Source organism: Streptomyces sp. NPDC044063 (assembly GCF_056434285.1).
Genome location: NZ_JBWKFM010000004.1, coordinates 194355 through 214950, shown reverse-complemented (window position 1 = coordinate 214950; position 20596 = coordinate 194355). Strand labels below are relative to the sequence as shown.

16 protein-coding genes and 1 pseudogene are annotated in these 20596 nt (G+C 74.8%); 5 read left to right on the top strand and 12 right to left on the bottom strand.

Translation table 11 applies throughout. The features are described 5' to 3' along the window. Positions 1 to 16 precede the first annotated feature (16 nt). From AC07BS_RS07765 to AC07BS_RS07755, 3 genes are read right to left on the bottom strand one after another with little or no spacing between them, the layout of a single operon-like run. Complete coding sequence (locus AC07BS_RS07765) at positions 17 to 1039, bottom strand: serine/threonine-protein kinase (protein WP_478930866.1); 1023 nt, start codon at positions 1037 to 1039, stop codon at positions 17 to 19. Next, a complete protein-coding gene (locus tag AC07BS_RS07760; RefSeq protein WP_478644099.1) occupies positions 1039 to 1608 on the bottom strand; it encodes a hypothetical protein in 570 nt (189 codons plus the stop codon). Before AC07BS_RS07760 ends, AC07BS_RS07765 begins: the two co-directional genes overlap by 1 nt. A gap of 12 nt (positions 1609 to 1620) precedes the next feature. Beyond that, positions 1621 to 3966 (bottom strand): ABC transporter ATP-binding protein/permease, encoded by a 2346-nt coding sequence (locus AC07BS_RS07755; RefSeq protein WP_478644102.1) that lies wholly within the window; start codon positions 3964 to 3966, stop codon positions 1621 to 1623. Positions 3967 to 4030: 64 nt separating this feature from the next. Here AC07BS_RS07755 and AC07BS_RS07750 point away from each other — a divergent pair, with 64 nt between their 5' ends. Beyond that, a complete protein-coding gene (locus AC07BS_RS07750) occupies positions 4031 to 4450 on the top strand; it encodes a gamma-glutamylcyclotransferase family protein (RefSeq protein WP_478644103.1) in 420 nt (139 codons plus the stop codon). A 537-nt stretch (positions 4451 to 4987) separates the two neighbouring features. After that, positions 4988 to 6739, top strand: a complete 1752-nt coding sequence (locus tag AC07BS_RS07745) for a M4 family metallopeptidase (RefSeq protein WP_478644200.1) — start codon at positions 4988 to 4990, stop codon at positions 6737 to 6739. Between the two features lie 113 nt (positions 6740 to 6852). On the opposite strand, the gene AC07BS_RS07740 is transcribed toward AC07BS_RS07745, so the two are convergent. The 3 genes from AC07BS_RS07740 to AC07BS_RS07730 all read right to left on the bottom strand — a co-directional run bounded on the left by AC07BS_RS07740 (position 6853) and on the right by AC07BS_RS07730 (position 9121). After that, on the bottom strand, positions 6853 to 7308 hold the full coding sequence (locus tag AC07BS_RS07740; protein WP_478644105.1) for a hypothetical protein: 456 nt from the start codon (positions 7306 to 7308) through the stop codon (positions 6853 to 6855). 98 nt (positions 7309 to 7406) lie between these two features. Next, on the bottom strand, positions 7407 to 8501 hold the full coding sequence (locus AC07BS_RS07735) for a hypothetical protein (protein ID WP_478644106.1): 1095 nt from the start codon (positions 8499 to 8501) through the stop codon (positions 7407 to 7409). A gap of 269 nt (positions 8502 to 8770) precedes the next feature. After that, positions 8771 to 9121 (bottom strand): winged helix-turn-helix transcriptional regulator, encoded by a 351-nt coding sequence (locus tag AC07BS_RS07730; protein ID WP_478644108.1) that lies wholly within the window; start codon positions 9119 to 9121, stop codon positions 8771 to 8773. A 43-nt stretch (positions 9122 to 9164) separates the two neighbouring features. Between AC07BS_RS07730 and AC07BS_RS07725 the strand changes: the two genes are divergently transcribed. Beyond that, positions 9165 to 10049 carry an NAD(P)-dependent oxidoreductase gene (locus tag AC07BS_RS07725; RefSeq protein WP_478644202.1) on the top strand — a complete coding sequence of 295 codons (885 nt, stop codon included), beginning with the start codon at positions 9165 to 9167 and terminating at the stop codon, positions 10047 to 10049. A gap of 4 nt (positions 10050 to 10053) precedes the next feature. Here the strand turns inward: AC07BS_RS07725 and AC07BS_RS07720 are convergent, their stop codons facing one another. The 5 genes and pseudogenes from AC07BS_RS07720 to AC07BS_RS07700 form a co-directional block, all read right to left on the bottom strand. Next, positions 10054 to 11400 carry a nitrate/nitrite transporter gene (locus tag AC07BS_RS07720; protein ID WP_478930993.1) on the bottom strand — a complete coding sequence of 449 codons (1347 nt, stop codon included), beginning with the start codon at positions 11398 to 11400 and terminating at the stop codon, positions 10054 to 10056. A gap of 84 nt (positions 11401 to 11484) precedes the next feature. Then, a pseudogene (gene nirD / locus AC07BS_RS07715) lies at positions 11485 to 11838 on the bottom strand (nitrite reductase small subunit NirD); the annotation flags it as partial. A 32-nt stretch (positions 11839 to 11870) separates the two neighbouring features. Next, entirely contained in the window at positions 11871 to 14375 is a 2505-nt protein-coding gene (nirB, locus tag AC07BS_RS07710) for a nitrite reductase large subunit NirB (RefSeq protein WP_478930991.1), read from the bottom strand. A 38-nt stretch (positions 14376 to 14413) separates the two neighbouring features. Next, positions 14414 to 15643: an NAD(P)/FAD-dependent oxidoreductase gene (locus AC07BS_RS07705; RefSeq protein WP_478930862.1), complete on the bottom strand. Its 1230-nt coding sequence runs from the start codon at positions 15641 to 15643 to the stop codon at positions 14414 to 14416. Further along, positions 15640 to 17823, bottom strand: a complete 2184-nt coding sequence (locus AC07BS_RS07700) for a molybdopterin oxidoreductase family protein (protein ID WP_478930860.1) — start codon at positions 17821 to 17823, stop codon at positions 15640 to 15642. Before AC07BS_RS07700 ends, AC07BS_RS07705 begins: the two co-directional genes overlap by 4 nt. Positions 17824 to 18014: 191 nt before the next feature. Here AC07BS_RS07700 and AC07BS_RS07695 point away from each other — a divergent pair, with 191 nt between their 5' ends. Together AC07BS_RS07695 and AC07BS_RS07690 are read left to right on the top strand one after the other, a co-directional pair. Then, the gene (locus AC07BS_RS07695) at positions 18015 to 19262 is read left to right on the top strand and encodes a uroporphyrinogen-III synthase (protein WP_478930858.1); all 1248 of its coding nucleotides are present in this window, start codon (positions 18015 to 18017) and stop codon (positions 19260 to 19262) included. Then, positions 19259 to 20041 (top strand): sirohydrochlorin chelatase, encoded by a 783-nt coding sequence (locus tag AC07BS_RS07690; RefSeq protein WP_478930856.1) that lies wholly within the window; start codon positions 19259 to 19261, stop codon positions 20039 to 20041. Before AC07BS_RS07695 ends, AC07BS_RS07690 begins: the two co-directional genes overlap by 4 nt. Here the strand turns inward: AC07BS_RS07690 and AC07BS_RS07685 are convergent. Further along, on the bottom strand, positions 20027 to 20404 hold the full coding sequence (locus tag AC07BS_RS07685; protein WP_478644117.1) for an RNA-binding S4 domain-containing protein: 378 nt from the start codon (positions 20402 to 20404) through the stop codon (positions 20027 to 20029). The two genes, AC07BS_RS07690 and AC07BS_RS07685, sit on opposite strands and share 15 nt — an antisense overlap. Positions 20405 to 20596 lie beyond the last annotated feature (192 nt).

The following is a 20596-nucleotide window of genomic DNA, read 5'->3' as shown; positions in this document are numbered from 1 at the left end:
AACCGCCCCCGCCCCGTCAGCCCGGCCCCGGCCCGGGGAACACCGGTGCCGCCCATTCCGGCGGGTCGGGCGGCGGGGTCACCGAGGTCGCCAGCCGGGTGGGCGGGTGGTCCGGCGTCGCGGCCGTCGCCGCCACCGGGCGCTCCCGGCCCGCCAGCCGCAGGGCGGTGACGAACTCCAGGCAGCCCGCGTACCGGTCCTCCGGCGCCTTGGCCAGCGCCCGTTCGAGCACCTCGTCGACCCGCACGGGCAGCCCGCGCACCCGCTGCGACAGCAGCGGCGGCGGATCGTACTGGTGCGCCCACAGCAGCGCCATGTCGTCGTCGCGCTGGAACGGCGGCGCGCCCGTGAGGGTCTCGAACACCACGCACGCCAGGCTGTAGACGTCGCAGCGCCCGTCCACGGGCCGGCCGGAGATCTGCTCGGGCGCCACGTAGTCCAGCGTGCCGACGAACTGGCCCACCCGGGTGTAGCCGGTCAGCGACAGCGACTTCTTCGTCAGGCCGAAATCGGTGAGGTAGACGTGCTCGGGGTGGTCGCTGTCGGTGCCCTCGGCCACCAGGATGTTGCCCGGCTTGACGTCCCGGTGGACCAGGTCGTGGGCGTGCGCGGCGTCCAGCGCGGAGGCGACCTGGCCGGCGATGCGCGCGGTGGTGGTCAGCGGCAGCGGGCCCTCCCGGTCGAGCAGGGCGCGCAGGTCCAGCCCGGCCACGTAGCGCATGGCGATGTAGAGCACGCCCTCCACCTCGCCGGCCTCGAACACCGGCACGATGTGCGGGTGGTCGATGGCGGCGGCCACCCGGGACTCGTGCGCGAAGCGGTCGCGGAAGGTGTCGTTACGGGCGAGTTCGGGGGCCAGGAGCTTGAGCGCGACCGTGCGGCCCAGGCGCAGGTCCGTGGCGCGGTAGACGACGGCCATGCCGCCGCGCCCGATCTCGCTCTCCACGCGGTAGCCGGCGATCCGGCGGCCGATCAGCCCGGAGGGGCCGGGGGCCAGGGTGGCGTCCGGTCGGGCGCGGCGGTCGTCGCCGGCCGCCATCAGGCCTCACCGGGCCGGGCGGCCGGGGGTCCCGTGGCGGGGGTGTCGAGGCGGGTGGCCTCGGGCGGTACGGAGGCGGGGCGCGGGGCGCTCTCGCCGGTGGCGAAGGTCGCCGTGTCCGTGCCGTCGCAGTAGCACCAGCGGTCCTCCTCGGCGTCGTAGAGCCAGACGGACCCGCCGTCGACGACGGCGCCGACGCGCAGCCCGTGGGTGGTCCGGTGGAACGTCTCGCCGTCCGTCCGGCCGGCCGCCAGCTCCTCGACGGCGTGCCGGTAGCGGCCGAGGGTCTCCTCGGCCCGGGCCAGCAGGCGGCGGGCGTCGTCGGTGCGGGTCATGGGGGCGCCCGCCGGGGGCGGGCTCTCGGGGAGGGAGAGCAGCAGCCGGGCGTCGACCCACGCCGCCCAGCCGTTGGAGCACAGCACCTGTCCCCAGTCGCCGCGCCGGGTGAGGAGCTGGACGGGCAGCAGCGGGTCCAGGGGCTCGGTGGGCACGGCCGCGTCCGGGGCGGCCCAGGTCGGCAGCCCGCCCTTGGGCACCACGTGGGTGGGCAGGAAGGAGGCGGTGGTCATGGGCCCTCCCGGTCATTTCCGCATGACGGAGGGCTCGTGGCGGCGCAGGAGCCGGACCACGAGGAAGCCGTAGAGCACCGAGAGGACCACGAGCATGCCCATGTCGAGCAGCCAGATCGCGGGGGTGTGGTCGAAGAGCGGGTCGTGGGTGCCCGGGGCGAGGTGCTGGAGGTCGATGGTGGCGGCGAGGGCCGCGAAGGCCCAGCGCGAGGGCACCAGCCACGAGAGCTGCTCCAGCACGAGCCGGCCCTGGACGGCGAGGAGCGCGCCGCAGAAGACGACCTGGACGATGGCGAGGAGGACCAGCAGCGGCATGGTGACCTCCTCCTTGCGCACCAGTGCCGACACCAGCAGGCCCATCATCATGGCGGTGAAGGCGAGCAGCGCGACGGCCAGGGCCATCTCGGCCAGTGGTGGGAGGAACACCCCCCGGCCGTTCGGCGCGTTGGTCTTCACCCCGGCCAGCGCCACCAGCGTCAGCACGACGGCCTGGGCGATGGTGATCAGGCCGAGCACCACGATCTTCGAGGCCACGTAGGCGGATCTGGAGAGGCCGACGGCTCTCTCCCGTTGGTAGATGACGCGTTCCTTGACGAGCTCGCGCACCGCGTTGGCCGCTCCGGTGAGGACCGCGCCGACGCACAGGATGAGCAGCGCGGACGCCGCGGACTCCTTGAGCTGCCCGCCGGCCAGCGCGCGGGTCATCGCCCCCATGACGAAGGGCAGGGCGATCATGATGACCAGGAACGTCCGGTCGGAGGTCAGCGCGGAGACGTAGCGGCGCATGAGGGTCCACAGCTGGGCACCCCAGGCCTGGCCCTTGAGGGGCTTGGGGGCGGCCTTGGGCGGGGCCTCACGGCCGGCGAGCCAGGGCTGTTCGCTGGCGGCGGCGATGTAGAGGCCGTGCGCGGGGGAGGCACGGTACTGACCCGCCCAGTCGCGCTCCCTGTCGTTCTCGAACGCCTCGAAGGCCTCGGGCCACTGACCGAAGCCGAAGAACTCCAGGGAGTCGCGGGGCGGCCCGTAGAAGGCGACGCGCCCGCCGGGGGCCAGGACCAGCAGCCGGTCGCACACGTCGAGGCTGAGGACGCTGTGGGTGACGACGATGACGGTCCGGCCGTCGTCGGCCAGGCCGCGCAGCATGTTCATCACCGAGCGGTCCATGCCCGGGTCGAGGCCGGAGGTCGGCTCGTCGAGGAAGAGCAGGGACGGCCTGGTCAGCAGCTCCAGCGCCACGCTGACGCGCTTGCGCTGGCCGCCGGAGAGGCTGTGGATGGGCTGGTCGGCGCGCTGGTCCAGACCCAGTTCGCCGATGACCTCCTCGACGCGCGCGTCGCGCTCGTGCTTGGCGGTGTCGCCGGGGAAGCGCAGCTCGGCCGCGTAGCGCAGGGCGCGCCGCACGGTGAGCTGGGCGTGGAGGATGTCGTCCTGGGGGACGAGCCCGATGCGGGCGCGCAGCTCGGCGTAGTCGTGGTAGAGGTCGCGGCCGTCGTAGAGGACGGTGCCGTGGTCGGCGGGGCGCAGTCCGGTCAGCGCGTTGAGCAGGGTGGACTTGCCGGCGCCGCTGGGGCCGACGACGGCCAGCAGGCAGCGGGCGCCGACGGGGAAGGACACGTCGTCCAGGAGCGTCTTGCGGCCCTTGTCGACGTGGACCGACAGGTTCTGGACGTCGAGGGAGACCTCACCGGTGTCGACGAACTCCTGGAGCTCGTCGCCGACCAGGCGGAACGTGGAGTGACCGATGCCGACGATGTCGCCGGGGCCGACGAGGGCGCGCTGGACGCGGACGCCGTCGAGGTAGGTGCCGTTGTGGCTGCCGAGGTCGACGATCTCGTGGGCGCCGTCGGGGCGGGCGCGCAGCTCGGCGTGGTGCCGGGAGACGATGAGGTCGTCGACGACGAGGTCGTTGTCGAAGCCGCGGCCGATACGCACGGTCCGGGCGGGCAGCGGGCGCACCGAGGTGGGGCGCCGGAAGGTCCCGGTGGCGGCGGGGTGGGAAACGGGCGGGGGCTCGTCCGGGTGGTGGGGGCGGATGCCGGTGACAACGGCGGCGGGGCCGTCGGCGGGGTTGCCGAAGCGGACGACGCTGCCGGGCTCCACGTCCAGGGACTGGACGCGGTGGCCCTCGGTGAAGGTGCCGTTGGTGCTGCCGGTGTCCTCGAGGGTCCAGTGGCCCTCGACCGGGCGCAGGACGGCGTGGTGCCACGAGACGCGTGTGTCCCGCAGCACGATGTCGCTCGACGGGTCGCGCCCCACGTGGTAGATCCGGCTCGGACTCATCACCTGCGAGCCGCCATCGGCCTCGACGACGAGTTCGGGGGCGGATGGGGCGGAGGACACGACCGACCGCTCACCCATACTCCTGATGGTACGACCGGCGGACCGCGCCCGCCTTCCGGCGACGGCGGGGAAGGACACAGCGATGACCTGCGAGGATTCCCCGCGTCTGCCCTTCTTCGTCTACGGGACGCTGCGCCCCGGGCGGCACAACCACGACCGCTTCCTGCGCGGCCGGGTGGTGACGGAGGAGCCGGCGACGCTGCGGGGCGCGGTGCTGTACGAGGGGCCGGGCTACCCGTACGCGGTCGCCGGCCCGGGCGAGGTGCGGGGTGAGCTGATCACGGTGGCCCCGGCGGCGTACGACGAGGTGCTGGCGGCCCTCGACGCGCTGGAGGACCACCGGCCGGGCGACCCGCGCAACCTCTACGAGCGCGTCGTGCGCGAGGTGACGGTCCGGGGCGGGGGCGGGGCGCGCGGGTGGGCCTACCTCGCGGCGGAGCGGGTGGCCCGGCGGCTGCGGGTGGACGGCAGGCGGGTGCCGGGCGGCGACTGGGCGGGGTGACCTGTCTCCGGGCGGGGTGACCTGTCTCGGGGAGGGGTGACCTGTCTCGGGGCCGGGTGACCTGTCTCGGGGCCGGGTGACCTGTCTCGGGGCCGGGTGACCTGTCTCGGGGCCGGGTGACCTGTCTCGTGGAGGGGTGACCTGTCCCACAGAACGCGCCTTCCGATCTCACATACTGAGCAGTCGCATATCCGGGGCAACCTCGGGCCCGATCGGCCCGTCCTCATCGCCGGGTTGACGGGATGTCACCCGGCGGTTGCCGAACGTGGATCTTTTGTTAACTCCTGGTCAATTGTTCGACAGTCGGACTATTTTCGCTTTTCATGCGCATGCCAATGCGTGCAGAGTCATCGCGGACCACAGGTCCCCGTGGTGTCGCTGGTGACGGCGCCACGCGCACGCGAGCGGTCGGGCATGCCCGAACCGCCCTGATGACAAAGGGCGCTGAAAGTGCGTATATCCCCCACATCCTCCATATCGGCAGCACCCCGCAGACGGATCGTGACCGTCGCCGTGGCCGTGGCCGCCGCCGCGACGATGGCCGGCACGGCCGTCGCCATCCCCTCCGGCTCCTCCCGTGACGCCGCCGCGAGCTCCGCCCGGGGCGCGGCCGCCGCCGCCAAGCAGGCGGACGTCGTCAAGGCGGCCCGCGGCGCCGCGGCCGCCCACGCCAAGGAGACCGGCGTCGGCACGGACGACACGCTGAAGGTCAAGGACACCCTCGTCGACCCGGAGGGCAAGCGGCACGTCCGCTTCGAGCGGGTCCACCGCGGCGTCACGGTCATCGGCGCCGACATGGTCGTCCACCTCGACGCCAAGAACCAGTACACCGGCGTGACCCGCGCCAACGGCCGCAAGGTCTCCCTGCCGAGCGTCACGCCCAAGCTGAGCGCCCACGAGGCGGCCACCAAGGCCGCCAAGGCCGCCGGCGGCACCGCCGGCAAGGCCGAGCTCGTGGTCGACGCCCGCGGCAACGGCCCGGTCCTCGCCTACCAGGTGACCGTCAAGACCGACGACGCCGGCACCGGCGTCGCCAAGGCCGTCGTCGTCGACGCCGGCTCGGGCAAGGTCATCAGCAGCACCCCGCTCAGCGACGGCTTCATCTCGCCGCGCCTGAAGTCCACGCTGCGCAGCAAGGGCGAGAAGGCCACCCCGCGGGTCGCCGCCAAGCCCACCACGCCGAGCCCGGCCAAGCCCGCCGCCGGCGCCTTCCCGGCGCCCGCCAACGGCACCGGCGCCTCCATCTTCGTGGGCGGTGTGCCGCTGCTCACCACCCAGACGGCGAAGAGCTCCTTCACCCTCAAGGACCCCAGCCGCGGCGACGGCGAGACCCGTGACGCGGGCCGCAAGGAGCTGGAGACCTTCGGCAGCGGCAAGGCCTTCACCGACGCCGACAACAAGTGGGGCAACGGCACCGCCGCCGACCCGGCGAGCGCCGCGGTCGACGCCCAGTACGGCATCACCAGCACGTTCGACTACTACAAGAAGACGTTCGGCCGCGACGGCATCAAGAACGACGGTGTCGGCCCGCACGCCCTCGTGCACTTCGGCAACAAGATCGGCAACGCCTTCTGGTCCCCCGACTGCGCCTGCATGCTCTACGGCGACGGCGACGGCGTGACGTTCAAGCAGCCGCTGGTGGCCCTGGACGTCACCGGCCACGAGCTCAGCCACGGCGTGGTCGAGGCGACGGCCGACTTCCAGCCCACGCGCGTCGACAAGGACGGCAACCAGTTCGGCGAGGCGGGCTCGCTCAACGAGTCGCTCGCCGACATCTTCGGCGTGGGCGTGGAGTTCCGCACCAACAACCCCGCCAACAAGCCGAACTACCTGCTCGGCGAGAAGCTCGGCCTGGACCAGACGTTCCTGCGCCGCCTGGACAAGCCCTCCCTCGACACCCTCGAGGGCACGGTCGACTACTGGGACGAGGGCTCGTACGACCGCGAGGTCCACGCCGGCTCGGGCGTCTCCTCGCACGCCTTCTACCTGCTGGCCGAGGGCAGCGGCAAGAAGAACATCGGCGGCGTGCAGTACGACTCGCCGACCCACGACGGCTCGACCGTCACCGGCATCGGCCGGGACAAGGCCGAGCAGATCTTCTACCGCGCCCTGACCCGGTACATGGTCTCCACGACCGACTTCCACGAGGCCCGCGTCGCGACGCTGCAGGCCGCCGCGGACATGTACGGTCAGGACAGCACGGAGTACCGCACGGTGAACGCCGCCTGGTCCGCCGTGAACGTCACCGAGGCGAACACGCCGAAGGCGAAGGCCGCGGCCAAGCGCTGACGTCCGGCACGACGACATGACAAGGGCCCCCGGGCCGGTGGCTGATGCCACCGGCCCGGGGGCCCTCGCTCGTGCCCGGTCATGCTCGGTCGGGCCCGGTCGTGCCCTGCTCGTCAGGCGGGCTGGTCGGGCGGGAGGTTCTGCACCTTGCGGGCCTCGTCGACCATGGTCAGCAGCGCGTCCAGGGTCGCCGGCGACAGCCCGTCCGCGCGCAGCGCCAGATTGCGCACCCGGGTGTCGCGCAGGGCGATCGCCAGCGCCAGCTGGGCGTTGACCCGCTCGGCCACCTCGTCGCTGAGGAAGTACTCCGGCGGCACCCCGAAGAACTCCGCCAGGACGTCCAGCTGTTCCAGCGTGACGTTGCGCTTCTTGCCCGTGGCCAGCTCCCACAGGTACGTACCGGAGATGGTGCCCCCGGTCGTCTCCCGGATCTCCTTGGCCAGCCGGGCGTACCCGGGCCGCTTGCGCTCGTCGGGGTAGATGGCCGCGATGAGCTCGTTCAGCCGCTGGTCGAACCTGCGCAGCAGTGGCCGTTCGCCCTGGCGAGGTACTCGGTCACCGCTCGTCATCGGCCGCCCTTACCCGGAGGTGTACATGACGTGTGGACCCATCAAACCGCCCGTCCGCCACAGCTGACAAGCGGCCCTCCGGTCGAACAACCGTCCGTTCACTGCGCGGACTTGGCCGCCCGCACAGTGAACGGCAGCTCCTTCGAGAAGAAGGACGCGTCGCCGTTGGCCACCGCGACACCCGCGTCCGCGCTGGTCACGTCGCGCGGCGCGGAGGCCGCGACGCCGACGCTCAGCCGGTAGACGGCACTGGCACCGGGCGCGAGCGGGCCCTTGACGGCGGGGAGCAGCCGGGCGCTCATGCCCGGGTCGCAGCCGCCCGCGACCAGCGCGACGCGCTCCCAGCCGTGGCCGGGCCGGTACTGACGCAGCACCAGGTCCTTCGGCGTCAGGGCGTGACTGGTGCCCGCCCCGTAGGCGAAGTAGGACGCGCCGAGGGCCGGGTACGGGCGGTTGGTGGTGTTCCGGACCGTGACCGTGACCTCGTGGGAGGCGCCGCCGCGCTCCAGCGTCGTGCCGCGCTGCCAGCCGGAGACCGTGACCTCGGGGCGGGTGGCGGTGGCCGTACGGGCCGGGGCGCGGTAGGTGTGGCCGCGGCCGTCGGCGACGGAGGCGGTGACCGTCAGGGTGCCGGGCCGGTCGAGGTCCTGCATCCGCAGGGCCACGGAGTACGGGTGCCGGGGGCTCGCGTCCTTCGCCGTCACGGGGAAGGTGAAGACGCCGTGGGTGGGGGCGCTGCCGCCGCCGGGGCCGGTGTCCAGGTCGATCCAGCGCTTGGAGCGCGGGTCGAAGCGCTGGATCACGAGCGAGTCGGTGCTGAAGCCCTTGCTGGTGACGTCGAGCCGGACCTTGCCCTTGGTGACGGGGGTGCGCAGGGTGACGCCCGAGGCCGCCCAGAGGCCGATGGGCAGCTGGGAGTCCACCGTGTAGGAGACCTTCTGCGCGGCGGTGCCGATCGCCGCCGCCACCGGCGCCGCGGCCGACTCGTTCGCGGCCGTGCGCGCGGCGGTGGCGCTGCCCGCGCCCGCCGGCGCGTCACAGCCCGCCTCGGCGCGGGCGCCGGCGGCGGGGGCCGCCTGGACCGTCCCCGCCGCTCCCATCACCAGCGCCAGTCCGGCCGCCAGCGCCGCGGCGGTCCGCCCGGCGGCCTTCCGGGCCACCGACGACCGCTGCTGTCCGACATTTCGCGTCATTTACCGCCCCCGCATGTGGGTTGTTCCGTACGTCCGTACGCCTCTGGCCTCAGAGAGCGCCTTCCACAGCTGATGGTTCCCCACAGGGAACGGAAATCCCATCAATTTCGTCCGGCCCCCCGGTCCGGTGACGGACCGTCGTCTCCCGGGGCGGACCGTACCCACTTTTTTGTGGGTACTTGGCTGCGGATCACGGTCGGGAGAACCTGGTGGTGGGCGGCCGGAGGGGCCGCCCGGTGACGCGGGAGAGAGACGGAGGTGGCGTCGCGTCAGGAGGCCTCCTGGGCCTCGGCGAGCTGTTCCAGGCGGCGGTGTCCCCAGTCCGACAGGGGGGCCAGGGCCTCGGAGAGCTCGCGCCCGAAGGCGGTCAGCGAGTACACCGTCTTCAGCGGCAGCACATCGTGGACCTCCCGGTGCACCAGCCCGTCCGCCTCCATCTCGCGGAGCGCCTGGGTCAGGACCTTCTCACTGAGGCCCGGCACCTGCCGGCGCAGCTCGGCCGGGCGGATGGGGCCGGCCTCCAGCCGCCAGAGCAGGGCGGTCTTCCACTTGCCGTCGATCACGGCGATCGCGGCGGTCACCCCGCAGACATTCGTGTCCTGGGCACGACTGCGTGTCATCTCCACCCTCTTCATCACTCTTCATCCGGATAAGGACGCAGGTATTTCCATGAGCTTCGAACAGTCTGCCGTCACCGTGCTCGGGCTGGGACCGATGGGCCGGGCGCTGGCCGGCGCCTTCCTGGACGCCGGGGTGCGCACCACGGTCTGGAACCGGACGCCGGGCAGGGACGGCGAGCTTCTCGCCCGGGGCGCGATCGGCGCGGGGACGGCGGAGGAGGCCGTCGCCGCGAGCGATCTGATCGTGGTCTGCGTCGTCAACTACGACGCGTCGGACGCCGTCCTGCGGACCGACGCGGTCACCGCCGCGCTCAAGGGACGCACCCTCGTGAACCTCACCGCCGACACCCCGGACCGGGCGCGGGACACCGGCGCGTGGGCTGCCCGGCACGGCATCCGGTACCTGGACGGCGCCATCATGACGCCGACCCCCACCATCGGAACGCCCGCCGGGGTGTTCATCCTCTCCGGTCCGCGCGAGCTCCACGAGGAGCACCGTCCCGTGCTGGACGCGCTGGGCGGCACCCTCACCCATCTCGGCGAGGACATCGGCCGGGCCGCGGCGTACGACATCGCGCTGCTCGACATCTTCTGGACGGCGATGGCGGGCTGGGCCCACGCCCTGGCGGTGGCGAAGGCCGAGGGCATCACCGCGCGGGAGCTGGCGCCGTTCGCCCAGGGCATCGGGGCGATCCTCCCGCCGCTCTTCGAGGAGACCGCCGCCGAGGCGGACGAGGGCACCTTCTCCGGCGAGGGCAACCCGCTGACCTCGGCGGTGTCGTCCATGACCCACATCGTGCACGCGTCCGAGGCCCACGGCATCGACGCGGGGGTGATGCGCGCGGCCGAGGGCATGGCCCGCCGCGCCGTCGGGCTGGGGCACGGCGCGGACGGGTTCGTGCGGATCGCCCAGGTCCTGGGCCGCTGAGGGACTACGCCGCGGGGCTCCCGGCGGGGGCCCCGCGTCCCGGGCGCAGATACACGGCCCAGGTGACGACGAGGCACAGCACGTAGTAGGCGAGGAAGGCGGCGTACGCCGGCTCGCCCGTGCCGCTGTGCCCGAACGCCTCCCGGAAGGCGGTGTTGATCAGGACGCCGCCGAGGGCGCCGACGGCTCCGGCGACGCCCATCAGCGTGTTGGCCCGCAGGCGCGAGCGGTGCTCGGCGGCCTCGGGGTCCATGCCGGCCGCCGTCCAGCGGTGGGCGGCGGCCCGGTGGAGGGCGGGGATCATCTTGTAGGTCGAGCCGTTGCCGAGGCCGCTGAGGACGAAGAGCAGCACGAAGCCCGTCAGGAACAGCGGGAGCGAGCCCTCCTGGGAGGCCACCAGGACCAGTCCGGCGCCGCCCGCCAGGGCCGCGAAGGCCCAGAAGGTGACGCGGGCGCCGCCCCACCGGTCGGCGAGCGCCCCGCCCACCGGCCGGACGAGGGAGCCGAGCAGGGGGCCCAGGAAGGTCAGGGCCGCCGCCCGTACCGGCGTCGGGAAGTCGCCCGGGAACTGCACGAGGAGCACCTGCCCGAACGCGAAGCCGAAGCCGATGAACGAGCCGAACGTGCCGATGTAGAGCAGGCAGACGACCCAGGCGTGGGGGTCGCGGCCCACCTCGCGCAGTTGGAGCCCGGGTTTCCGGGTGCGCGGCAGGTCGTCCATGCGCAGGGCCGCCGCCAGCGCGGCCAGCACGATCAGGGGGAGGTAGACGAGCGGCACCAGCCGGGGGTGGGCGGCGCCCGCGGTGGCCAGGACCAGCAGGCCGAGGAGCTGTACGGCCGGCACGCCGAGGTTGCCGCCGCCCGCGTTGACGCCCAGGGCCCGGCCCTTGAGGCGCTGCGGGTAGAAGGCGTTGATGTTGGCCATCGAGGAGGCGAAGTTGCCGCCGCCGAGCCCCGCGACGGCCGCGACGGCCAGCAGGGTGGAGTAGGACACGCCGGGTTCGAGGATCCAGGCGGTCAGGCCGGTGGGGATCAGCAGGGCGAGCGCGCTGACGATCGTCCAGGCACGACCGCCGAAGACGGACACCGCGACGGTGTACGGCAGCCGCAGGGTGGCGCCGACCAGGGTCGGCACCGCGGTGAGTGTGAACTTGCCGGCCGCGTCGATGCCGTACTCCGGCCCCAGGAACAGCACCAGGACGGACCACAGGCTCCACACGGAGAAGCCGATGTGCTCGCAGAGCACGGAGTACACGAGGTTGCGGCGGGCCGTGCGGGCCCCGCCGGCCGCCCAGAAGGCCGGGTCCTCGGGACGCCAGTCGTCGATACGGCGGCGGGCCGGGCGGCCCATGGCGGGCGGCGGCCCGGTGGAGGGCGGGGGATCGACCGGTCGTGGCTCGGCCGTCGGCGCGTCGGTGTCCTGGTTGATGACGCGGACGCGCCACACGGGCAGGGCGGTGCCCGCGCCCTCCTCCCCCGACGTCCCCGGGTCGTCGAGGCAGGCTCCGGTCCGCAGGTCGAAGGCCTGCTTGTACATGGGCGAGAAGACCACGGGCACCTCCCCCCGGCTGCCCAGGATGCCGCGGGAGATGACGTGGGCACCGCTGAACGGGTCGCGGTTGCCCACCGCGTACACCGCGCCCGCGCGGTCGCGGAACACCGCCACCTGCCGGTCGCCGACGAGTACGGCCGCGCCGCGCCCGGGCAGCAGGTCGCCGTACGCGCACACGGGCGTCCAGCCGTCGGGCGTGTCGATCTCGACGAGCGGGCCGGTCGTGGTGCTCGCCATGGGGCCGGCCACGGGGCTGATCGTGGAGTCGGTCATCGCGCCGCCACCGCCTCGGCGAGGGCGGGCGCCGGGCGGATCTGGCCGCGCTCGGGCAGGAACCGCACGGTGGGGTCGGGGGTGCCGGGCGCGTTGGCGAAGGAGACGAAGCGGCGCAGCCGTTCGGGGTCCTCCAGGGTGGCCCGCCATTCGTCCTGGTAGGTCTCGGTGTGCCGGGCCATCAGCGCGTCGAGCTCGGCGCAGATGCCGAGGGAGTCGTCCACGAGGACGGCCCGCAGGTGGTCCAGGCCGCCTTCCATGCGCTCGATCCAGGGCGCGGTGCGCTCCAGCCGGTCGGCGGTGCGGATGTAGAACATCAGGAAGCGGTCGATGGTGCGGATGAGGGTGGCGTGGTCGGCGTCGGTGAGGAGGAGGTCGGCGTGGCGGGGGGTCATGCCGCCGTTGCCGCCGACGTAGAGGTTCCAGCCGGCGGAGGTGGCGATGACGCCGAAGTCCTTGCTCTGCGCCTCGGCGCATTCGCGGGCGCAGCCGCTCACCGCGGCCTTGATCTTGTGCGGGGAGCGCAGGCCCCGGTAGCGCAGTTCGAGCTCGATGGCGAGGGCGACGGAGTCCTGGACGCCGTAGCGGCACCAGGTCTGCCCCACGCAGGACTTCACGGTGCGCAGGGACTTGCCGTAGGCGTGGCCGGACTCGAAGCCGGCGTCGACGAGGCGGCGCCAGATCAGGGGCAGTTGGTCGACGGTCGCGCCGAACATGTCGATGCGCTGACCTCCGGTGATCTTGGTGTAGAGGCCGAAGTCACGGGCGATCTGGCCGATGACGATGAGGCCCTCGGGGGTGATCTCGCCGCCGGGTACGCGGGGCACGACGGAGTACGAGCCGTTGCGCTGGAGGTTGGCGAGGAAGTGGTCGTTGGTGTCCTGGAGGGCGGCCTGTTCGCCGTCGAGGATGTGGACGGAGTTGCCCAGGTCGGGATTGAGGGTGGCGAGGATGGAGCCCACGACGGGCTTGCAGATCTCGCAGCCCTCGCCGCCGTCACCGTGTTCGTCGATGAGGCGGGAGAAGGTGGTGATGTTCTTGACCCGGACGATCTCGAAGAGCTCGGCCCGGGTGTGCGTGAAGTGCTCGCACAGCCCCTTGGAGACCGTCACGCCCCGCGCGGTGAGCTCCTCGCCGACGATGGTGCCGATCATCTTGACGCAGGAGCCGCAGCCGGTGCCCGCCCGGGTGCACTTCTTGACCCCGGCCACGTCGGCGCAGCCGTCCTCGCTCACGGCGGCGCGGATGGCGGCCTTGGAGACGTTGTGGCAGGAGCAGACGACGGCCTCGTCGGGCAGTGCCACCGGTCCTGCGGGCCCGCCCTCGGGTGCGGGCAGGACGAGCTGCTCCGGGGGCGTGGTGAGCGGGGTTCCGGTGGCGGCGAGGGGGCGCAGCAGGTCGTAGGAGTCCGCGTCGCCGACGAGGACGCCGCCCAGCAGGCGGCCGTCGGGGCCGACGACCAGCTTCTTGTACACGCCGGCACGGCTGTTGGCGTAGAGGACCTCGAGCGCGCCCTCGCCGGTGCCGTGGGCGTCGCCGAAGCTGGCGACGTCGACGCCGAGGAGCTTGAGCTTGGTGGCGGGGTCGTGGCCGGTGAAGGAGCCGTGGCCGCCGGTGATCTCCTCGGCGGCGGCCTCGGCCATGGCGTAGGCGGGGGCGACCAGTCCGTGGACGCGGCCGTCGGGGGTCAGCGCGCATTCGCCGACGGCCCAGATGTGCGGGTCGGCGGTGCGGCAGCCGGCGTCGACGACGATGCCGCCGCGCTCGCCCACGGGCAGTCCGCAGGAGCGGGCGAGGTCGTCGCGGGGGCGGACCCCGGCGGCGAAGACCACCAGGCCGGGGGTGAGGGTCGTGCCGTCGGAGAGGGTGAGCGCGGCGACGCCCCCGTCGGGCCCGGCGCCGACTTCCTGGGCACCCACGCCGGTATGGACGACGACACCCAGCTCCTCGATCTTGCGGCGCAGCGCGGCGCCGCCGCCGTCGTCGATCTGGACGGCCATCAGCCGGGGCGCGAACTCGACGACGTGCGTCTCCAGTCCCATCTTCCGCAGGGCTCCGGCCGCCTCCAGGCCGAGCAGGCCGCCGCCCACGACGGCTCCGGTGCCGGTGTGCGCGGCGCGGTCCCGGATGGCCTCGAGGTCCTCGATCGTGCGGTAGACGAAGCAGCCGGGCGTGTCGTGGCCGGGGACGGGCGGCACGAACGGCCGGGAGCCGGTGGCCAGCACGAGCGCGTCGTAGCCGACGGTCCGTCCCGAGCGGGTGGTGACCGTCCGGGCGGCGCGGTCGACGGCGGTGGCGGGGTCGCCCAGGCGCAGGTCGACGCCGTGCTCGGCGGCGAACCCGGCGGGCCACAGGGAGAGTTCCTCCGCGGTGGTGCCGGAGAACCACGAGGTGAGCCTGACCCGGTCGTAGGCGGGGCGGGGTTCCTCGGCGAGGACGGTGATGTGCCAGGCGCCGGGGGCGCGTGCTGTGAGTTCCTCGAGGAGGCGCTGGCCGGCCATGCCGTGGCCGATCAGCACGAGACGACGTCGGGTGTCCGTCACGGACGGGCTCCTTCCGTGGTGAGCAGGTGCAGGGGGTCGCGCGGCAGGGGGTCGTGCCGCTGGAAGGCCTGGACGAGGTCCCCGGCCGTGGCGAGGTCGCCGACGAGGACCGCGCCGAGGAGTTCGTCGCCGCGCAGGAGCAGGCGCTTGTAGGAACCGCGGGTGGCGTCGGCGAGGCGGACGGTGTCGGTGGGCGGGCCGCCGTCCTCGGCGCGGTCGCCGATCGCGGCGATGTGGAGGCCGCCCGCGCTGAGCCGTACGTACGGCGGCGATCCGGTGTACCGGGCTTCGGGGCCGGCGCCCGAGAGCCGGGCGGCCAGCACGTCCGCCTGGGCCCAGGCGGCCTCCGCCCGGCCGTGCACGACGCCCCGGTGCTCGGCGCAGTCACCGATGGCGTACACGCCGGGCGCGGAGGCGGCGAGGGTGTCGTCGACGACGACGCCGGTGCGCACGGTGAGTCCGGCGGCGCGGGCGAGGCGGGTGCGGGGGCGTACGCCGTGGGCGAGGACGGCCAGGTCGGTGGCGTGCCGGCCGCCGTCGGCGAACTCCAGGCCGGTCAGCCGCGCGCCGCCGAGCAGTCCGGTGACCTCGTGGCCGGTCCGTACGGTGACGCCGGCCGCCTCCAGCGCGCGGCGCACGACGGCGGCGGCCTCCGCGTCGAGGTGGCGTTCCATCAGGTGCGGGGCGCGGTGCACCAGGTGGACGGCCAGCCCCCGGGCGGCCAGGACGCCGGCCGTGCCGACGCCCAGGACGCCGCCGCCGACGACGGTGGCCCGGCGGGCCCCGGCCAGGGATCCGGTCAGCCGGACGGCGTCGGCGAGGGAGCGCAGCACGTGGACGCCGCGGTGCGGCGGGCGGAGGCCGGGCTCCGCCGTCTCCCGCCGCCAGGGCGGGGGCGGGAGGGGCGCGGCGCCGGTGGCCAGTACGAGCGCGTCGTAGCGGACCGTCTCGCCGGTGGCCGTGCGCAGGGTCCGGGCGGCCGGGTCGAGGGCCGTGACCTCGGTGCCGGTGCGGAGGGCGGCCCCGCCCGTGGGCAGGGTCAGCGCGTCGGGCGCGTAATCACCGGCGAGGACGCCGGTGAGCAGGGCGCGGTTGTACGGGGCGTGCGGCTCGCGGCCGTGGAGGACGATCTCCGGCGCGTCCGGCCCGGCGAGGGCCAGCGTCCGGTGGGCGAGGCGGGCCGCGGCCATGCCCCCGCCGACGACGGCGATGCGACGGGGCCTCATGACGCCTCCTCCGGGGCCGTGGGGGCCGCCTTCTCGACCCGGACGGCGCACGCCTTGAACTCGGGCATGCCCGAGACGGGGTCGAGGGCGGGGTTGGTGAGGTTGTTGGCCCGGCCGCTGCCGGGCCAGTGGAAGGGCATGAACACGGTGTCGGGCCGGATGCCGGTCGTGACGCGGGCGGGCGCGGTGGCGTGCCCGCGCCGGCTGGTGACCGTCAGCGCGTCGCCGTCGGTGACGCCGAGCCGGTCGGCGAGCCGGGGGTGCAGCTCGACGAAGGGCTCGGGGGCGGCCCGGCGGAGGGCCGGGCTGCGGCGGGTCTGGGCGCCGCTCTGGTACTGGGACGCCACCCGGCCGGTGGTCAGGACGAGCGGATAGGCGGCGTCGGGTTCCTCGGCCGCCGGGCGGTGGGAGACGGCGGCGAACCGGGCCCGGCCGTCGGGGGTCGCGAAGCGCTCCAGGAACAGCCGGGGCGTTCCGGGATGGGCGGGCCGGCCGGGACCGGCGTCGGGGCAGGGCCAGAACACCCCGTCCTCGGCGGCGACGCGCTCGTAGGTGATGCCGGAGTAGTCGGCGGGGCCGCCCGCCGACGCCCGGCGCAGCTCGGCGAACGCCTCCTCGGCGGCGGCCGGGAACCCGTCCGGCACGCCGAGGCGGGCGGCGAGGCCGCGCAGGATCGCGAGGTCGGTGCGGACGGCCCCGGGCGGGGACACGGCGGCGCGGCGCAGGATCACCCGGCCCTCCAGGTTGGTCATGGTGCCGTCCTCCTCGGCCCACTGGGCCGACGGCAGCACGACGTCGGCGAGGGCGGCGGTCTCGGACAGGACGACGTCGCACACCACCAGGTGGTCCAGGGCACGCAGCCGTTCGGTGATGTGGGTGGCGTGGGGCGCGGAGACGACCGGGTTGGAGCCCATGAGCAGCAGGGCCCGCGCCCCGCCGTCCGTGCCGAGGCCGTCCAGCAGTTCGTACGCCGACCGGCCGGCGCCCGGCAGCGCCGCGGGGTCGACGCCCCAGACGCGGGCGACGTGGGCCCGCGCCGCCGGGTCGTCGATCGAGCGGTAGCCGGGCAGTTGGTCGGCCTTCTGCCCGTGCTCGCGGCCGCCCTGACCGTTGCCCTGCCCGGTCAGGCAGCCGTAGCCGCTGTACGGGCGGCCGGCGCGGCCGGTGGCGAGGCACAGGTCGATCCAGGCGCCGACCGTGTCGACGCCCTTGCTGTGCTGTTCGCCGCCGCGCGCGGTGAGCACCATGCCGGAGGGCGCGTCGCAGAACAGCTCCACCGCCCGGCGCATCTGTGCCACCGGCACCCCGGTGAGGGCCTCGACCCGCTCGGGCCAGTGCGCCATGGCGGCCGCGCGGGCCTCCTCGTAGCCGGTGGTGCGTTCCGCCACGAACGCCTCGTCGACGCGCCCCTCGGCGATCACCAGGTGCAGCAGGCCGAGGGCGAGCGCCAGGTCGGTGCCGGGGACGGGGCGCAGGTGGAGGTCGGCGAGTTCGGCGGTGCGGGTGCGCCGGGGATCGATCACGATCAGGTGCCCGCCGGCCTCCCGCTGTTCGCGCAGGTAGCGCACGGCCGGTGGCATGGTGTCGGCCGGATTGGCGCCGACCAGGACCAGGCAGCCGGTGCGGGCCACGTCGGCCAGCGGGAACGGCAGCCCCCGATCGACCCCGAAGGCCCGGCGCTGGGCCGCGGCCGCGGACGACATGCAGAAGCGGCCGTTGTAGTCGATGTGGGGCGTGCGCAGCACCACCCGTGCGAACTTGCCGAGCAGATAGGCCTTCTCGTTCGTCAGCCCACCGCCGCCGAACACGCCCACGGCGTCCCGCCCGTACCGGCGCGCGGTGTCCGCCAGCCCCGCCGCCGCGCGGTCGAGCGCCTCGTCCCAGCCCGCCTCGCGGAGGGCGCCGGTGCGGTGGTCGCGCACGAGCGGGCCGTGCAGGCGGGCCGCGGCGGCGAGGACGTCGGCGGCGTTGCCGCCCTTGCCGCACAACGCCCCCTGGTTGACGGGGAAGTCCGGGCGCTCCTCGACCGCCACGGCGGGCTCGCCCGCGGCGGGCTGTTCGAGGGGGCGCAGCCGCATCCCGCACTGGAGGGAGCAGTAGGGGCAGTGGGTGTCGGTGGTGAGGAGCGTCGCGTGGGGGGTGGTGGCGGGGGTGTCGGTGGAGGGGGCGGCCGGGGTCATGACCAGAAGCGTCGCCGTCGGGCGTTACACCGGTGCGACGCGTGTGTTGCCGGGCGCGCACATGGTCCGCACCCGTGGCCGGGGGCGATGTGCGCGGTACGACACACGCGCGTAGAGAACCCGGCTTCGCACTAACGTCCCCGTCACGCCGACGCAATGGGGGCTTAACGACGATCGGCCACCCTCGCCCCATGAGCACAGCGACACCCGGGGACTCGGCGCCCGGTGCGAGGACGACGCCCCCGGGCGTGACGCGCGGCGGGGCGAGGACGAGTGCGACGCCCGGCGGGGCCGGCCCGACGCGCGGTGGTCCACCGACGGCCGATGGCCCGCTCGTCGGGTTCACCGTGGGCGTCACCGCGGACCGGCGGCGCGACGAGCTCGCCGCGCTGCTGGAACGCCGGGGCGCCGCGGTCGTCGCCGCGCCCGCCCTGCGCATCGTGCCCGTGTCCGACGACACCCTGCTCCACACGGCGACCGAGGCGTGCCTGGCGGACGACCTGGACTACGTCGTGGCCACGACCGGGGTGGGCTGGCGGGGCTGGATGAGCGCGGCGGAGGGCTGGGGCGCCGGCGCCCGGCTGATCGCCGCCTGCCGGGGGGCGACGCTGGTCAGCCGGGGCCCGAAGGCGGCGGGCGCGCTGCGCGCCTGCGGGCTGCGCGAGGGCTACGCGCCGGAGTCGGAGGCCCTGGACGACGTGCTGGAGTGGCTGCTGGCCCGCGACCTGCGGGGGCGGCGGATCGCGGTGCAGGAACACGGGGCTCCGCTGCCGGAGTTCACCGCCGCCCTGCGGGCCGCCGGCGCGGTCGTCGTCACCGTGCCCGTCTACCGCTGGGGGCCGCCCGAGGACCCGGAGGCGCTGCGCAGGCTGGCCGAACAGACGGCCCGGCGGGAGGTCCACGCCCTGCCGTTCACCAGCGCGCCCGCCATCGAGGCGTTCCTGGCCGCCGCCGAGGAGGCCGGCCGCCGGCCGGAGGTCGTCGACGCCCTGCGCCACGACGTCCTGGCGGTGTGCATCGGCGCGATCTGCGCCCGGCCGCTGCTGACCGAGGGCGTGCCCTGCGTCTGGCCCGAACGCGGCCGGCTGGGCGCGCTCGTCCGTACGCTGGTGAGCGAACTGACGGCCCGTCGGCGCCGCGAGATACCCACCGCGGCCGGGCCCTTGGTGCTCCAGGGTGCGGCGGTGCTGGCCGGGGACCGGACGCTGTGGCTGCCGCCCCTGCCGGCGGCGGTGCTACGGGCCCTGGCGGAGCGCCCGGGCACGGTCCTCAGCCGCGCGGAACTCCTGCGCAGGGTCTGGCCGGGTCCGGCCGCCCGGCAGCCGGAGGAGCACGCCGTCGAAGCCGCCGTGGCCCGCCTGCGCACCGCCCTGGGACCGTACGGGCACGTGGTGGGCACGGTGACGAAGCGGGGCTACCGGCTGGCGGCGACGCCGTGACGGCCGGGCGGGGCGGGCCGGGGGCGGGGCCGTGGGTCCCGGCGGGAGTCGGGGCGGCCGGGCCGCCCTTGCTGGCGGTGGCGCACGGGACCCGGGACCCCGCGGGCATGGCCGTGCTCGACGCCCTGCTGGAGCGGGTGTCGGCGCTGCGGCCGGGGCTCACGGTCCGGCTGGGCTGCGTGGACGTGGCCCGGCCCTCCCTCGACGAGGCGCTGGCGGGGCTGACGGGCGAGGTGGTGGTCGTCCCGCTGCTGCTCGGGGAGGGCTACCACGTACACGTCGACATCCCCCGCGCCCTGGCCGCCGCGCCCCGGGTACGTGCCCGGGTGGGTCCGGCGCTGGGCCCCCACCCGCTGCTGGCCGAGGCCCTGGCGGCCCGCCTGGCGGAGGCGGAACCGGACGGCGGTGGGGCCGGTGGCGCGGGCGGCGGACCCGTGGTGCTGGCCGCCGCGGGCTCCTCGGACCCCGTGGCGAACGCCGCGACCCGGACCATGGCCGGCCTGCTCGCCGCCCGGCTGGGCCGCCCGGCGGTCGCCGCCTATCTGTGCGGCGGCACGCCCACGCCCGCCGCGGCGGTGGCCGCCCTGCGCGCGGCCGGCCACCGGCGGGTGACGGTCGCCCGCTACCTCCTCGGCCCGGGCCACTTCGCACGCCACGCGGCCCGCGCGGGCGGCTCGTTCATCTCCGAGCCGCTGGGCGCGCACGAGGCGGTGGCGCGGCTGGTGCTGCGGCGCTACGACCGGGCGGCGGCCCGGCCGTGGTCCTCAGTGGCCGCGTAGCTGCTCCATCTCGCGCCGGTCGCGCTTGGTCGGCCGGCCCGCGCCCCGGTCGCGCAGACCAGCCGGGGCCACGGCCTCGCGGGGCGGGGGCGGCGGGGAGTTGTCCACGAAGCACTCGGCGGCCACCGGGGGCCCGACCCGCTTGCGCACGAGCTTCCTGACGACCACGATCCGCTCGTGCCCGGCGTGCCGCAGGCGCACCTCGTCCCCGGGCTTGACCATCTGCGCGGGCTTGGCCCGCTCGCCGTTGAGGCGGACATGGCCGGCCCTGCAGGCCGTGGCGGCCAGGGAGCGGGTCTTGGTGAGCCGTACGGACCAGATCCAGGCGTCGATCCGTACCGGCGTCCCCTCGTCGGTATCCATACCCGCACCCTATGCCAGACCCGTACCGCTCCCGCCCGGAATATCGCGTGGCCACGCCCGCCCGCCGCCGGCGCGTGCGGGGCCGGTGGTGTCGCGGTGACGACGTGTGTTGACTTCTTCGACCCCCCGTGCAACTGATGTCGTGTCCACATCAGACCCCCACCCCCTCGCATCCGGCCCCGCCGCCCCGGC